The following is a 16644-nucleotide window of genomic DNA, read 5'->3' as shown; positions in this document are numbered from 1 at the left end:
TGACATAGCTTTCGCTGTCGCATTCAATACAAAATATTACTGCCAAAAGAAAACACCCCCTAAAAGTTTGTAGAAAACAAAATCTTGTCATATGTATATGGTTTCTACAAAAAATTAGCAATCTACTATTGACACTGCCAAAATAATATACTATAATTATTTTATCAGCATTCTAGTATGTAGACTGCTAAAATAAATGGGGAGGTTTGATAAATATGCAAATTAATGAAATACCTAATTACAGCAATGATCCTAAGATTTTAGAAAAATTTGCTCGTAATTTAAATGAGATGCATATTGAAGGCAAAACTGATCCAATAATTGGTCGTGATGATGAAACCCGACGAATTATTGAAATTTTATCGCGAAAACAAAAAAATAATCCAGTACTTATTGGTGAACCCGGAGTTGGGAAAACAGCTATTATTGAAGGATTGGCACAAAGAATTGTTAAGGGTGATGTCCCTAGTAATTTAAAAAATAAAATTATTTATGAACTGGATATGTCATCAATAATTGCCGGTGCTAAATTTCAAGGTGAATTTGAAGAGCGATTAAAGGCAGTTATTAACAAAGTTAAAGCCTCAGCTGGAGAAATTATTTTGTTTATTGATGAATTGCATTTAATTGTGGGAATGGGTAAAACTCAGGGAGCAATTGATGCTTCAAATATTTTAAAACCAATGTTAGCTCGTGGTGAACTGCGATGTGTGGGAGCAACAACATTGGATGAATATCGCGAATATATTGAAAAAGATGGTGCTTTAGAACGAAGATTTCAAAGAGTTCTTATTAAAGAACCAACTGTTGATGATACAATTTCAATTTTACGCGGTTTAAAAGATCGTTATGAATCATATCATGGTGTGCGAATTCATGATAATGCTATTGTTGCAGCTGCTAATTTAGCTACTAAATATATTAGTGATCGATTTTTACCTGATAAGGCAATTGATTTAATTGATGAAGCGTGTGCCAACATTAAAACAGAAATTGGTTCAATTCCTGCTCCGCTTGATGATGTGAAGCGAAAAGTAATGCAATTGGAAATTGAAAAGGCGGCTTTATTAAAGGAAAAAGATCATAAGTCAAAGCAACGATTAGATGAATTAATTGCAGAATTAGAAAAATTGAAAGTGAAGGAAAATTCTTTAGAATTAGTTTGGAATGAAGAAAAAGCACAATTAGATGAAATTAAAAATACTAGATTACAAGTAGAACAATTAAAAACAGAATTGGAACAAACACAATTAAAAGGTAACTTTAACCGTGCTGGTGAAATTCAATATGGTTTATTACCAAAATTAGAAAAAAAATTGGATGAGATTACTAATAAAACAAAAATTAATGCATTATTAAAAGAAGATGTTACTGAACAAGATGTTGCTAATATTGTTGAAAGATGAACGGGGATTCCTGTTAGTCGCCTCGTTGAAAGTGAAAAACATAAGTTACTTAATTTAACTAAGCATTTACGAATTAGAGTTAAAGGTCAAGATGAAGTTTTACAGTTAGTAAGTGATGCAATTATTAGAGCAAGAAGTGGGATTAAAGATCCAAATCGACCAATTGGTTCATTTATTTTTTTAGGTCCTACTGGAGTTGGAAAAACTGAAGTAGCTCGTGCCCTTGGAGAATATTTATTTGGTTCAGAAAAAAATATTATTAGACTAGATATGTCAGAATATATGGAAAAACATTCGGTAAGTAATTTACTTGGGGCCCCTCCGGGTTATGTGGGTTATTTGCAAGGTGGACAATTAACAGAAAAAGTTCGCAGAAATCCATATAGTATTATTTTATTTGATGAGATTGAAAAGGCACATAGTGATATTTTTAATATCTTATTACAAATTTTAGATGAAGGAATAGTTAGTGATCGGCATGGTAAAATAATTGATTTTAAAAATACAATTATTATTATGACTTCCAATCTTGGTTCGGAATTTTTATTATCACCAAGAGAAGACAGTAAAGCATTGGTAATGCAAAAATTAAAAACAACATTTCGTCCAGAATTAGTTAATCGGATTGATGAAATTGTTATTTTTAATTCATTATCGGAAAAGATTATTAAAGAAATTATTGATAAAGAGTTAGCATTATTGAATGATCGCTTAGAAATGACTAAAGATATTAAATTAGTTTTTGATAATAAGGTTAAAGAAAAAATTCTTAAAGAGGGTTATGATCAGCAATTTGGTGCCCGACCAATTAAGCGATATATTCAAAAGCATATTGAAAATTTACTTGCTAAGTCAATTATTGAAGACCATATTAAAGAAAATCGCATTTATTCGTTAACTGTTAAGAATGATAAAATTATCATTGCTAGTAAGGAAAAGTTAAATTAATGATTGATTTTTCTAGTAATTGTTATATAATTTTATTATTGGCAGTAAACAAGATTAAGTGCTAAAAGTAGGAATGAAATTATGTTAACGATAAGACAAAAAGAAATATTGAAGTTTATTATTGATGAATATATTCAAAGTGCGCAACCAGTATCAAGTAAAATCTTAATTGAAAAGTATAAGTTACCTTATTCTTCAGCGACAATTCGTAGTGAGTGTGCGTTTTTAGAAGAGACAGGATTATTAGAAAAAACTCATGTTTCTAGTGGTCGGATACCAGCATCACTTGGTTATCGCTATTATGTTGATAATTTAATGGATGTTCGTAATGGTGATAATGATATTAAGCAACAATTAGAAAATATTTTTGCTAATCGGCAATTAGCTATTGAAGATATTATTGAACAAACAGCTGAAATATTAAGTGCGATGACTAATTTGATTACAGTAGTTATTGGTTCTAATTCGCAAGAAGATTGTTTGAAAAAAATTGAATTAGTGCCTATTAGTGAAGAAAATGCAGTTGCAATTTTTATTAGTGAAAAGGGACATGTTGTTAATAAGACTTTTAATATTAAAGATGTCACCTTGCAAGATTTAGTTTTAGCGATTGAATTATTTAATAGTCGTTTAATTGGTACAAAATTAGAAGAGATTAAAGAAAAAATGCAAGCTTTACAACCAATATTGGAAAAACAAGTTTTGAAACATGAATATATTTTACAGTCATTTATTAATACTTTAGTTAGTTTTAAAAAGCGTGAACATTCAACACATGGTCTTCAATATATGTTAGATAATCCTGAATTTAATGATGTTAATAAAATTAAAGAAATTGTCCGATTTATTGAAGATTATTCGCCTTGAAAACAGTTTATAAAAACAGAAAAAGAACAGCAAGAATATAATCAAGAAAATATTCATATTCTTATTGGCAATGAACTAGGAAAACAAACAGATGATATTGCTGTTATTAGTACTGATTATCATACTGGTAATAAGCAAATTGGACAGTTAGCGGTAATTGGCCCTAAGCGGATTGATTATGATAAGATGTCAGAATTATTAGATTGAATATCACGCAAAATTGAAGAGAGTTTTTAAGAGAAAGGGATAAGAGATATTATGAATAATGATAAACAAAAAGAACTTGATAATCAAAATTTAAATGATGTTAGTGGAACAACGGATGATATTACCAAATTACAATTAGAAATTACAAATTTAAAAATGTTATTAGAAACAACTGAGAATGATAAAATTCGTGCTTTAGCTGATTGAGATAATGCAAGAAAACAATACGATAATGACCTCAAAGAAGTTAGAAAGTATCGTTCGCAAGCAATGATTGTGCAATTATTACCAATTATGGATAATTTTGAACGAGCATTAAATGTAAAAAATGTTGGTGCTGATGTTAAAAATTTTCTTCAAGGTTTTGAAATGATGATTAATCAATTAAAAGTAATTTTAACTAATGAAGGTGTTACTGAGATTGATGTTAAAGTTGGTGATATGTTTAATAGTCATTTGCATTATGCAATTGAACAAGTTGAAAGTGATAAATATCAACCAAATGAAATTACTAAAATTTTACAAAAAGGATATCATTTATATAATCGGGTTTTACGAGTTGCCACCGTACAGGTAGCAAAGGAAAAGATGATTAATAATAATGAAGAAAATCAAGAAAATATTGAAATGAAAGAGGAAAAATAAAATGGCAAAAATTATTGGAATAGATTTAGGAACAACAAATACTTGTGTGGCATTTATGGATGGTGCTGAACCAAGAGTAATTGAAACTCCAGATGGAGCCAGAACGGCACCGTCGGTAGTAGCATTTAAAAATGAAGAAATTCTTGTTGGAAATAGTGCAAAACACCAAGCAGTAGCGAATATTAATACTATTTTTTCAATTAAAAGTAAAATGGGAACTGACGAAAAAATTAATATTAATGGTAAAGACTATACACCAGAAGAAATTTCAGCAAAAATTTTAAGTTATGTGCGTGATTTTTCAGAAAAGAAACTTGGTGAAAAAATTACTAAAGCAGTAATTACGGTTCCAGCATATTTTAATAATGCGCAAAGACAAGCAACAGAAAATGCTGGTAAAATTGCTGGTTTTGAAGTTGAACGAATTATTAATGAACCAACAGCAGCGGCGTTAGCATATGGTATTGATAAAGTGAATAAAGAGCAAAAAATATTAGTTTATGATTTAGGAGGCGGAACTTTTGATGTTTCAATTTTGGAATTAGCTGATGGCGTTTTTCAAGTGTTAGCAACATCAGGTGATAATAAATTAGGTGGTGATGATTTTGATCAAATAATTACTGACTGATTAGTTGCTGACTTTAAAAAAGAAACTGGTATTGATTTATCAAAAGATAAATTGGCAATGCAACGAGTAAAAGAAGCTTCAGAACAAGCTAAAAAAGAATTATCTGGTAGTTTACAAGCAACAATTTCATTATCATTTATTTCAGCTAATGAATCAGGACCAGTACATTTACAAAAAACCTTAACACGAGCAGCATTTGATAAAATGACAAGATTATTAGTTGAACGAACTTTAAAACCTGTTGAAAATGCATTAAATGATGCCAAATTAAAAGCTAGTGATTTAGATCAAGTTTTATTGGTGGGTGGTTCAACAAGAATTCCAGCTGTTCAAGAAGCAGTTAAAAAAATATTAGGGAAAGAACCTAATCGTAGTATTAATCCTGATGAAGTTGTTGCTTTGGGAGCTGCTATTCAAGGTGGAATTATTGCTGGTGATGTTAAAGATATTTTATTGTTAGATGTAACTCCATTGTCATTAGGAATTGAAACTTTAGGTGGTGTAATGACACCTTTAATTCCAAGAAATACAACAATTCCAACATCAAAGTCACAAGTATTTTCTACTGCTGATGATAATCAACCGGCTGTGGATATTCATGTTTTACAAGGTGAAAGACCAATGGCTAGTGATAATAAGACTTTAGGTCGTTTTCAATTATCAGGAATTGATAAGGCACCTAGAGGAGTACCACAAATTGAAGTAACATTTTCAATTGATGTTAATGGTATTGTTGCGGTTAAAGCTAAAGACTTGAAAAATAATAAAGAACAATCAATTACAATTAAATCTGATGAAGGTTTAAGTGAAACAGATATTAAAAGAATGGTTGAAGAAGCAGAAGCTAATAAAGAAGCTGATGAAGCTCGTCGTAAAAATGTTGAGTTAGTAAATAAAGCCCAAACTTATTTACATGATATTGAACGAGGAATTGAAGAAGGCAAAGAAAAAGTGACTGAAGAACAAAAAACAGCGATGAATGATATGAAAGCAGAAATTGAAAAACTAATTAAAGAAGAAGATTATGTTGGTTTAGAGAAAAAAATGACTGACTTGGAACAAATGATGATGCAAGTAGCACAGTTTATGCAATAACAAGCTAATTCTGAAGCTCCAGAAATTAATGAACAAGAAAATAATGATAAAAAAGATGATGTTATTGATGCTGAATCTAATGATTCTAGTGTTGAATCTAGTGATGAGAAGAAGTAAATTAGGAATGATTCTTACTACAGCGTGTAGTAAGAATTATTTTATGAGCAAGGTAGGGTTAAAAAATGAGCACTAAAAACAAGCGAGACTTTTATGAAATATTAGGTTTATCGCGTAATGCGAACAATGATGATATTAAACGCGCTTATCGTAAGTTAGCTAAGCAATATCATCCTGATGTATATAAACAAAGTGATGCTGAAGCTAAAATTCAAGAAATTAATGAAGCGTATGAAGTATTGTCTGATTCTCAAAAACGACAAATGTATGATCAATATGGCAGTGCTGACCCAAATATGTTTAGTGGTGGTCAAGGTTTTGGTAATTTTGAAGATATGTTTGGTGATATTGGTAGTGTTTTTGGTGATTTCTTTGGCGATATTTTTGGTGGTGGTCAAAGAACGCGACAACGACATTCACAAGCACATAAGGGTGAAGATATCTTTTATCGCGAAACTATTAGTTTAAAAGATGCAATTTTGGGAACAACGATTCAGTTTAAAGTTAATGTTAATTTTCCTTGTGATGAATGTCATCAAACAGGTGCTAAAACATCAGGAGATGTTGTAAAATGTTCAAATTGTAATGGTCGGGGGATTGAAGTTACTGAGCAAAGAACAATGTTAGGAATTATTAGACAAGAAAGACCTTGTCATTCTTGTCACGGAATTGGTGAAATTATTAAAAATAAATGTTTACAATGTAAAGGTAAAAAGTTTATTACTAAACAAGAAACCATTAGTCTTGATGTCCCCAAAGGAATTTTTTCTGGACAAAAAGTGCGTGTTCAAGAAAAGGGTCATTATGGACTTAAAGGACAATCTCGTGGAGATGTTTATATTGAAATTGAAGTTCAAAAGCATGCTTTTTTTCAGCGTGATGATTTAGATTTATTAATTACGATTCCAATATCTTTTATTGATGCAATGTTAGGGACAATCATTAAAGTTCCAACATTTGAGAAAACAGTAGAATTTAAAATTCCTCCTAAAACTAAAAATAATGCTGTTTTTACGATTCCTAAAATGGGAAGTTATCATCCTTTAAATAGTAAAAAACGCGGTGATATTATTGTTAAAATAGAAATTGCTTTTCCAAAGCATCTTTCAAAACAGCAAGAAAAGATTTTACAACAGTTAAGTGATGAATTAGATTTTAATCCTAACAATGAATTTATTAAAAAATTTAAATAGTTAAAAAATATCGTTGATTAACGATATTTTTTTATATTTGTGCTGAAAATAATCGCACCGAGATTATTTATTTACAATATGGTTTTATTTTCAAAATTTGAAAATAAAACCTAGTTTACTATCTGATTTTAGAAAATATGACAAATATGTTAAAATTAAAGTATTATTTTTTTTAAAAGAAAGGATAAAGAAAAAATGGAATCAGATATTAATAAGCAGCGGTTTAATGATTTGTTTCAAACTTCTTTGGAAGAAATTAAAGCAATAATTAAAGTACCTTCATTTAGTAATGGTGAAGTTAATGAACAATATCCTTATGGAAAAAATGTTCATCAAGTATTAGAGGATGTTATTGATTTAGGTAAAAAACTTGGTTTTAAAACTAAATTAGGCACACAAAATCGTTATGGATATATTGAGTATGGTGCAGGTAAAGAATTAATTGGCATTTTATGTCATCTTGATGTTGTTCCCCCAGGTGATTTATCAAAATGAGAATTTCCTCCTTTTGAACCAACTATTAAAAATGATATTCTTTATGGTCGGGGAGTTATTGATGATAAAGGACCCGCCATTATAAATTTATTTGCTTTAAAATATTTAGTTGATGAAGGTTTTATTCCTCAGAAAAGAATTCGGTTAATTTTTGGGATTACCGAAGAAACAACATGAGATTCAATTAAGCATTATATGAATAATGAAGAAAAACCAAAATTTGCATATACTCCGGATGGTTATTTTCCGCTTGTCTATGCTGAAAAAACGATTTTAAATTTAAAAATTATTGAAAAAAATCCGCAACAAGATTTTACAGTAAATGGTGGTGCAGTCTATAATGTTACTTGTGATCAAGCAGAATATCGTGGTTCACAATTAGAAACACTAATTACGGTATTAGAACAAAATAAGTTTTTATATAAAAAACAAGATAATAAAGTTATTGTTTTAGGAAAAGCTGCTCATGGTTCAAAACCACAAGAGGGAATAAATGCGGGATTACAATTAGTAATGGCATTAGCAACAATTAATAATGATAGTAAATTAGTTATGTGAATTGCACAACAATTAAGATTAGACCCCAATGCTATTAATATTTTTACTAATATTGAAGATGAATCAGGCAAGTTAACTCTTAATGTTGGTTTTATTGAAATGAATTCAAAAACTAATTTTATTGGTTGTGATTTTAGAATTCCCGTTCATACAGATGTTAATGTAATTTTAAAGAAATTAGAAGCTTCATTAGCACCATATAATTTAGTAATTGAGCAAGTTGATTTAAAAGAAAAATTATTTTTTGATAAAAACTCATTAATTGTTAAAAAATTATTAAATGTTTATCAGCAAGCAACTAATGATATGTCGCAACCGTTAGCAATTGGTGGTGGGACTTACGCTCGGAGTATGGAAAATTGTGTTGCTTTAGGGGCTATTTTTGATAGTAATACTTCAACGGAACATCAATATAATGAACAAGTTTTAATTTCAGATTTAAAAAAAGCAATGAAAATTTATATTCAAGCAATTATTGCTTTGGATAGTATATAGAAACGGAGATTTTATTTATGGAAGAAAATACTAATAGGCAGCAAAGGGCTTGAAAAAAAGTTAGTAATGGTGTTAATAAAGGAATTAATAAATCATTAAATGGTATTGAATGATTAGGAAATAAATTACCAAAATCATTTTATTTATTTATTTATTTGATTATTATTTTAATGTTAGTATCATTAATATTAAGTTATGCTTTACCTGATGGCGTTGTTTTAGAAAAATTTTATGATCGTAATACCCAGCAAGTAGTTGATAAATATCAACTAAAGTTTTTTAATCTTATTGGTCGTGATGGCATTGTATGATGATTAAAAAACTTTATTAGTAATTTTATGGGTTTAGCAACAACGGGAATTGTATTGTTAACAACAGTATTTGTTGGTGTGGCTGATAAATCAGGATTTATTGATGTTTCTTTAAGAAAAGTTGGTTCTAGTTTACCAAAAGTAATTTTAACTCCGGCTTGCATTTTTCTAGGATGTATTTCATCATTAGCCGCTGATGCTGGTTATTTAATTTTAATTCCCTTGGCAGGCACATTATATTATCGTGTTGGTAGACATCCTTTAACAGGAATGGCGGCAGTATTTGCTGGTGTTGCTGGTGGATTTGCAACATCACTTATTCCGGGAAGCGTTGAGTTTATAATGTCTTCATTAACAAATGATTTTTTAGGTAAAGGTTCTGCTTATCAAGTAAATCCATTATCAACTTATTATTTTACATTATTACTTTTATTTGTGTTTACATTAATTGGTTGATTTATTACTGAAAAAGTTGTTGATAAAAGAATTATTGCTCATTATCCAATTGCCAAAAGAGATGATTTGCAAGTTAATAAAAATTTTCATTTAGATGATCAACAACGAAAAGCAATGTGATTTGTTTTAGGATTTGTGATTATTTATATTATTGGAATATTATTAATGACTTTTATTCCCCAAGCACCATTTAATGGTTTTATTAATAATATTACTAATATTACTCCTAATAAAAAATTAGAACCGAAAGACTATCAATTAACGACACACTTAGTATTAATTATTGGGTTTTTATTTTTAGGTATTGGAATAACTTATGGTTTTGCTGCCAAGACATTTAAAACTAAAGATGATATTGTTAATGCTTTAGTTATTGGATTTAAAAAAACTGCTCCAAGTTTAATTTTATTTTTAGTTATGACACAGTTTATTGCTGGTTTTGCACAATCAGGAATTGATATTGCTTTAGGATATTATATTGGTTCGGCAATTAACTTTAATAATACAACATTAACTTTATTTGTCTTTATTTTAATCGTAACAATTATTAATTTATTTATTGGTTCAATGTCTGTTAAATGAGGGATTTTAGGGCCAATATTTGTAATGGCTTTATTAAAGTCACAAATTCATCCAGCGGCTGCAATTGCTGCTTATCGTGTTGGTGATGCTTCAACAAATATGATTTCACCACTAATGCCATACTTTCCTTTAATAATTATTTGAGCAAAAGAATGAATTCAACCAAAGCAAAAAGAGAAATTTGAAATTGGTTCAATGATGTCAATTATGTTTCCATATTCACTGTCTTTCTTATTAATGGGAACAATTATTTTTCTCCTTTGAAGTGTTACTGGACTTCCTGTTGGTGTTGATGGTCCAATTTATATTGATGTTGTTAGTAGTGATAATATCGTTAAAGCAATTATGTTACCAAGAAATTTAATTTATACTGTGCAGTCATCATTGTAATATGTTATTAAAATAAAAAAATGAAGCTAGTAATTAAACAGATATTAAAAGAAAAATAAATTAATCTTGCTATTTTTATTTTATTATTTCATAATATTCTTAGCAAGATTAAAGATAGTCAGCTTTTTAAAAACATTTAAGAAGCTATAGCAGTTTGGGAATGTGTTCTGCAATAAAAAAATATCGTTTAAACGATTTATAAATATATTTAAAAAATTCACTAATGATTTAGTGAATTTTTTAATTAAATTAATATTTAATTAATAGCAATATTTTATTTTGAAAGGATATTTAAAAATGTTACCACAACAATTACAAGAAGAAGTATTAATCATAAAAAATGAGTTTAAAAACTATTCGCAATATTCGGTTATTGAATTAGAAGATTTAAAAGAGGAATGTATTAAATTACAAAAAAAATTATATTTCTATTATGAAAAAACAGTCGCTTTGTTAACACAATGGAATTCAGAATATAGTGCATCACCAATCTTTGCTGAAGAAATCCAATACATTAATAATGAAGTTCAAAAAATAACAATTAGCAAAGAACAACTAGATAGTATTATTAATATGATTAATTATCGGATTAAGGCATTAAATACTAATTATACTCAACAAAAGGAAAAGGAAATTTTTAATTTTTTACAACAATTAATTACTATTCAAAATATTTCAGCTATTAAAACATATTTACAAAATACACCGATAAATTTAAATATTGATCAATCAATATTTATTATGGCAATGAGGGTTTATCGCGATGAAAAATCTGATGTAATTTTAGCAATTTTACAATTATTAATTGATTATGGTATTAATATTAAGGCTGTGTATAAAGACCAATATACAGCATTACATTTTGCTATTGAATTTAATAATGTTGCGATTATTCAATTATTAATTGAAAATGGTATTAATATTAACGCTCAAAATATTAATGGTGAAACAGGGATTCATTTAGCAGTTATGGAAAATAATATAGAAATAGTAGAATTACTAATAAATGCTGGTGCTGATATTGAAATTGAAACCAATGATGAAGAGACAGCATTATGTATTGCTATTGCTGATAAAAATAAGGAAATGGTATGATTATTATTTAAAAATAATGCTAATGTTAAGTTTGAAGCAAAAAGTGGTTGAAATTTTTTATATTTAGCAGTGCAAAATAATAATATTGATATCACAAAGTTATTAATTGAACAAGGTGTTAACATTAATCTGCAAAATAGAGCTGGTGAAACCCCACTTCATTTTGCAATTTGAAAAGGTTATATTGAGACAGTGATGTTATTAATAGAAAATGGTGCTGATATTGAGATTAAAGATAATCAAGGTTATTCTCCTTTATATTTGACAGTATATATGAATAATATAGAAATTTTTCAATTATTAATAGATTTTGGTGCAAATATTAATAATGAACATTCTGAGCATCAAGCAATGTTAAAAATTGCTCAACAAAATCAAAATAAGAAGATGATTGCGCTGTTAAAAAGCAATGCTTCTTGGGGCGCATAAAGTTTTGTTAGGTGGGTAAAGATTTGAATAATTTTGAAAGAAAAGCAACTAAAAATTTATTACCTTTTTACTTGAAAAATAATTAATAAAACAAAATATTTAATATTAACAAACATATTCTTAATAAAAGGTTATAAAAACTAAGTAAAATGCTTATAAAAACAACATTAAAATAATTTTTTACAACAAAAATCATACATAAGAAATATATACTTAATTTGCATATTGAAATAATTTATAGTAAATGACTATTTTTTCTTTTTTAAAAAATACCTAAGAAAACTAAACGCGACCCCTTTTTAAAAACTGCTTGTACTTGTCATAAGTCTGTGGTATATTACATTATTTTTTATGTAATTTATTGTATACTATAAGTAAAAAGGATATAGGTAATAATTGGAAGGGTCATAGGAAATGATTATTAAGTCGATAAAGCCCATTACTGAACAACAAATAGATATAATAAATAAAGAGGTTGCAAGTATTCGTAGTATTAACAATCAAGAAACTTATACTGAAGAATTAATTAATTTAAATTCTGAATGTTTAATGTGTTTTTATATGCTGAATAAATTAGCAAGAAATTGTGTTCAAGCAACAAGATATTTAGATAGTTGAAGTTTCTCACATAGTAATAATAAAAAATCAGTGATATATCAACGCGATAAAGTGTTTAAAAATAAAAATGCTAGTTATAGGCGAAAAATATTAATTGGTTTAATTATTACTATTAAATGATTATTTTTTTTATCTATTACGCCAATATTTTTATTGCTTTGAACATACTATGATCCGTATCAAAATAATTTTTGTCGACAACATTTTGGATTTCGACCAATTAAAAAAGAACAAAAAAGACGAAAAACAATCTATTTTATTTTTTCTAGTATATGATTATTAATAGTTACGATATTATGCTTACATTTTATGAAAGTATGAATATTTAAATAGAATTTATTTGAATTCGAGAAAAGAGGAGATTAATAATGAAAAATATTAAATTGGTTGCTAATGATTTAGGAATTAAAGATGATGATTTAATTGTTTATGGTTCAGCAATGACAAAAATTAAATTTCAAAATATTAATCAACCCCGTAAAGGAAAATTAATCCTATTTACTAGTACTAATCCAACACCATCTGGTGAAGGAAAAACAACAATGAGTATTGGTTTAGCACAAGGTCTTAAACAATTAAATCAGAGTGTTTGTCTAGCATTACGAGAACCTAGTTTAGGTCCAGTTTTTGGGATTAAAGGGGGTGCCATTGGCGGCGGATTAAGTATTATTCAACCTAAAGATAATATTAATTTACATTTTACGGGTGATTTTCATGCTATCACTACGGCTAATAATTTAGTTAGTGCCATTATTGATAATTATATTTTTCAAGGTAATAGTCTTGATATTGATATTAATAACATTATTTGAAAACGATGTTTAGACCTTAATGACCGTTCACTTCGTAATGTTGAAGTTACAATTTCAAAAACTATTAAAAGAAAAGAACAATTTCAAATTACTACTGCTAGTGATATTATGGCAATTATGGCCTTAGCAAAAGACTTTGAGGATTTAAAAGTTCGATTAAAAAGAACAGTAGTTGCTTATAGCAATACGGGGAAAGAAATTACGATTGCTGATTTACAAATTGTTGGTTCACTTTTAGCGATTTTAAAAGATGCTTTAAACCCTAATCTTGTTCAATCATTAGAAGGTGTTCCGGCATTAATTCATTGTGGTCCGTTTGCTAATATTGCTCACGGTTGTAACTCTGTTATTGCTACTGATTTAGCATTAAAATTAAGTGATTTTGTTATTACTGAAGCTGGGTTTGGTGCTGATTTAGGATTAGAAAAATTTATGAATATTAAAGCAAGAAAAACAGACATTATACCAGATATTGTTGTTATTGTATCAACAATTAAGGCTTTAAAACTTCATGGTATCACCGATAGTAATAACCCTAATGAATTAGAAAGATTGCAAACAGGAATTGCTAATTTATCTCGTCATATAAATATTGTTAAAACTTTTAACCGTAAGTTGGTTGTTTGTATTAATCGTTGACCAGATGATAGTGATGAAGAAATTGCAATGTTATTACAATGATGTGAAAGTCAAAATATACCAGTAGCAATATCAACTGCAGTTAAAGACGGTGGCGCTGGTTCAATAGCATTAGCAAAAGTAGTTCTTGAACAATTAAATAAGCCAGAACAACAATATCTTCCGATTTATGACAGTAATAATTCGCTACGAGAAAAAATTTTAACTGTTGTTCAAAAGATTTATCAAGGAAATAATGTTATTTATACATCACAAGCAGAAGAAAAATTACAACAATTAGAAAATAGTTCTTATGCTCAATTACCAATATGTTTTGCTAAAACCCCCGTATCTTTAACTGATAATCCTAAAATTTTAGGAGCTCCAAAAAATTTTGATATTACTGTTCGTAATTTAAAAGTAAATAGTGGTGCTGGTTTTATTATTATTAGTACGGGAGATATTATTACAATGCTAGGATTAAGTAAGAGTCCACAAGCATATAATATTGATGTTGTTAATGATGAAATCATTAATATGAATTAATATTAAATCAAAGGATACTAACTATGCGAAAAATAGTAAGTGGATGTTTAATATCCGTTATTACATTAGGAAATAGTTTTTATCAAGCGATTAATAATAATAAAATTAATGAAATTTATTCTCATAATTATTTTGAAATCTTACAACGCGAAAAAGTTTCTTTTGACCGAAATGTTGATTTTATTAACTTAATTATGCAACCTAACGATGATATTTCTGGATGGTTTATAGATATTTTAAAAGAAAATCATAAAACTAAGTTAGATAGTAATGATAAAATATTTTTAAGCAAGTGAGATAATATTTTGACTCGCAAAGCATCTAACAAGGCCAGTAAAATAAAAGATGGATTGGAAACAATTGGATCATATTTTGAGTTTAATACTTTAGAAGCAATAAACAATATTTGAAACGATAATGATGAAGTTAATTGAATGCCTTTTTTTAAAATTAATACTGTAGGTGAAATGAAACAAGCATTTATATCTTTTTTTGGACAATTAAATTTTCTTTATGGTAAAAAATTCTTGAAAAATAGTTTAACAAAACTTCAATGAACTTATATTCAAAAATTGAATGGCTTGAATGGTATTGTTAATAAAGACGATGATAATCAAATGATAAATTTATTACTTTTTGGTGCTGGTGTTAATAAAGAAGATGCTTGAAAGTGATATCAAGGTGATTGAAATATAATTACTTATAATGGTCAAGAATTTAAAGATTATATTGTGAATCCTACTAGTGCTGCTCATAATGTTTTTGTTCATGAATATGGGCACTTAGTTTCTTATTATACATATTTTAAAAATAATAACCAAAGCGGAGCATTTCACCTTTGAGAATGATTAAATAAAAAAATAAATTTTAATAATTATTTATCGCAAATGTTATTTTCGTGAATTTTAGTTCCCAGTAATTATCATATTTTCCATCCGTTAGAATCTACTTGAATTGAAGAGTGATTTGGTGAGGCTTTTGCCTATTGAATGTTAACTCCGAAGCATTTACGAACTTATGGATGAGAAATATTAAATCAATATTTTATGTTAGAGTTACCAAAAATTATTAAAAGTTAATTTAGTTAATTAATTTAGAAAATACTAAGAATTTTAAAATTCTTAGTATTTTTGTTTATTCCTATGATTTCTTGTTAATTTAAGAAATAGCAAATGCTTATTAATAAAATATTTGTTATAATAGTAAAAGTTATTACAATATTTTAAAACTGAATTAATTTGATATAATTTAATTAGTGAGGTAAGATATGAAAAATAATTTTGATATCATTAATAATACTGAATTTGATGTCACATTTTATACTGACTCGTGACATAAAATTTTAAATACCATAACCGATATGTTAAATATTGATGATGCTTTAGAATTATCGTTAAACATTATTAGTAAAGAAATGAGTTTGAAATTAAATCAAACTTATCGGCAAAAAAATTATGTTGCTGATGTGCTATCTTTTCCCGTTGAAGCAGATAATCAAAAGCTTTATGCGATGATTAATATGCGAATTTTAGGTGATATTTTTATTTGTTTTGAATTAGCACAAGAACAAGCCGATAAATATGAACATAGTTTATTGCGCGAGTTATCGTTTTTATTTTTACACGGTTTATTACATTTATTGGGATATGATCATCAAACTAAATCAGAAGAAGATATCATGTTTGCTTTACAAGATGAAGTATTAACAAAACTAAAAATTCCTAGAAATAAATAGAGGAGAAATTATGGAAAAAGATTATTTAAAAATATTAAAAGAGTTAAGTAATAATTCTTATAGTCCATATTCAAAGTTTCAAGTAGCAGCAATAGTACAAATAAAGGATGATATAATAATTAAAGGTGTTAATGTTGAAAATATCGCTTATGGTGAAACTATTTGTGCTGAAAGAGTAGCTTTGATGCAAGCCTATACGCAAGGTTTTACAAAAAAAGATTTAATTGCCATTCATCTTTATACAAAAATAGGAATAACTCCTTGTGGTAGTTGTCGGCAAGTAATGAGTGAATTATTAACGGCAAATTGTCAAGTTTATATTTACAATGAAACAGAAATAGTTGGTGTATATAAAAATGAACAATTATTGCCGAATCGTTTTAAATCAATTAACTAAA

The 16644-nt window shown here is 27.7% G+C and carries 13 protein-coding genes; all 13 read left to right on the top strand.

Annotation, left to right across the window (positions count from 1 at the left end; all coding sequences use genetic code 4):
- Positions 1–215: 215 nt before the first annotated feature.
- Positions 216–2354 carry an ATP-dependent Clp protease ATP-binding subunit gene (locus AAHF53_RS02765; protein WP_342189396.1) on the top strand — a complete coding sequence of 713 codons (2139 nt, stop codon included), beginning with the start codon at positions 216–218 and terminating at the stop codon, positions 2352–2354.
- A gap of 81 nt (positions 2355–2435) precedes the next feature.
- Complete coding sequence (gene hrcA / locus AAHF53_RS02760) at positions 2436–3458, top strand: heat-inducible transcriptional repressor HrcA (RefSeq protein WP_342189395.1); 1023 nt, start codon at positions 2436–2438, stop codon at positions 3456–3458.
- A 21-nt stretch (positions 3459–3479) separates the two neighbouring features.
- Positions 3480–4073 (top strand): nucleotide exchange factor GrpE, encoded by a 594-nt coding sequence (grpE, locus tag AAHF53_RS02755; protein WP_338968453.1) that lies wholly within the window; start codon positions 3480–3482, stop codon positions 4071–4073.
- A gap of 1 nt (position 4074) precedes the next feature.
- Positions 4075–5796: a molecular chaperone DnaK gene (dnaK, locus tag AAHF53_RS02750; RefSeq protein ID WP_342189394.1), complete on the top strand. Its 1722-nt coding sequence runs from the start codon at positions 4075–4077 to the stop codon at positions 5794–5796.
- Positions 5797–5978: 182 nt separating this feature from the next.
- Positions 5979–7106 (top strand): molecular chaperone DnaJ, encoded by a 1128-nt coding sequence (gene dnaJ, locus AAHF53_RS02745; RefSeq protein ID WP_338968457.1) that lies wholly within the window; start codon positions 5979–5981, stop codon positions 7104–7106.
- Between the two features lie 195 nt (positions 7107–7301).
- Complete coding sequence (locus tag AAHF53_RS02740) at positions 7302–8654, top strand: Sapep family Mn(2+)-dependent dipeptidase (RefSeq protein ID WP_342189393.1); 1353 nt, start codon at positions 7302–7304, stop codon at positions 8652–8654.
- Between the two features lie 17 nt (positions 8655–8671).
- Positions 8672–10393, top strand: a complete 1722-nt coding sequence (locus tag AAHF53_RS02735; RefSeq protein WP_342189392.1) for an AbgT family transporter — start codon at positions 8672–8674, stop codon at positions 10391–10393.
- A 297-nt stretch (positions 10394–10690) separates the two neighbouring features.
- Complete coding sequence (locus AAHF53_RS02730; RefSeq protein WP_342189391.1) at positions 10691–11917, top strand: ankyrin repeat domain-containing protein; 1227 nt, start codon at positions 10691–10693, stop codon at positions 11915–11917.
- Positions 11918–12331: 414 nt separating this feature from the next.
- Positions 12332–12868 carry a hypothetical protein gene (locus AAHF53_RS02725; RefSeq protein ID WP_338968704.1) on the top strand — a complete coding sequence of 179 codons (537 nt, stop codon included), beginning with the start codon at positions 12332–12334 and terminating at the stop codon, positions 12866–12868.
- A gap of 35 nt (positions 12869–12903) precedes the next feature.
- On the top strand, positions 12904–14511 hold the full coding sequence (locus AAHF53_RS02720; protein WP_342190165.1) for a formate--tetrahydrofolate ligase: 1608 nt from the start codon (positions 12904–12906) through the stop codon (positions 14509–14511).
- A gap of 23 nt (positions 14512–14534) precedes the next feature.
- Complete coding sequence (locus AAHF53_RS02715) at positions 14535–15590, top strand: hypothetical protein (RefSeq protein WP_342190164.1); 1056 nt, start codon at positions 14535–14537, stop codon at positions 15588–15590.
- Positions 15591–15778: 188 nt separating this feature from the next.
- The gene (gene ybeY / locus AAHF53_RS02710; protein ID WP_342190163.1) at positions 15779–16246 is read left to right on the top strand and encodes an rRNA maturation RNase YbeY; all 468 of its coding nucleotides are present in this window, start codon (positions 15779–15781) and stop codon (positions 16244–16246) included.
- Between the two features lie 10 nt (positions 16247–16256).
- Entirely contained in the window at positions 16257–16643 is a 387-nt protein-coding gene (gene cdd, locus AAHF53_RS02705; RefSeq protein WP_342190162.1) for a cytidine deaminase, read from the top strand.
- Position 16644 lies beyond the last annotated feature (1 nt).

The organism is Spiroplasma endosymbiont of Dilophus febrilis, from assembly GCF_964030685.1.
Taxonomy (GTDB): Bacteria; Bacillota_I; Bacilli_A; order Mycoplasmatales; family Nriv7; genus Nriv7.
Note: the sequence above shows the minus strand (reverse complement) of the source record. Positions and strands in the feature narration are given on the sequence as shown.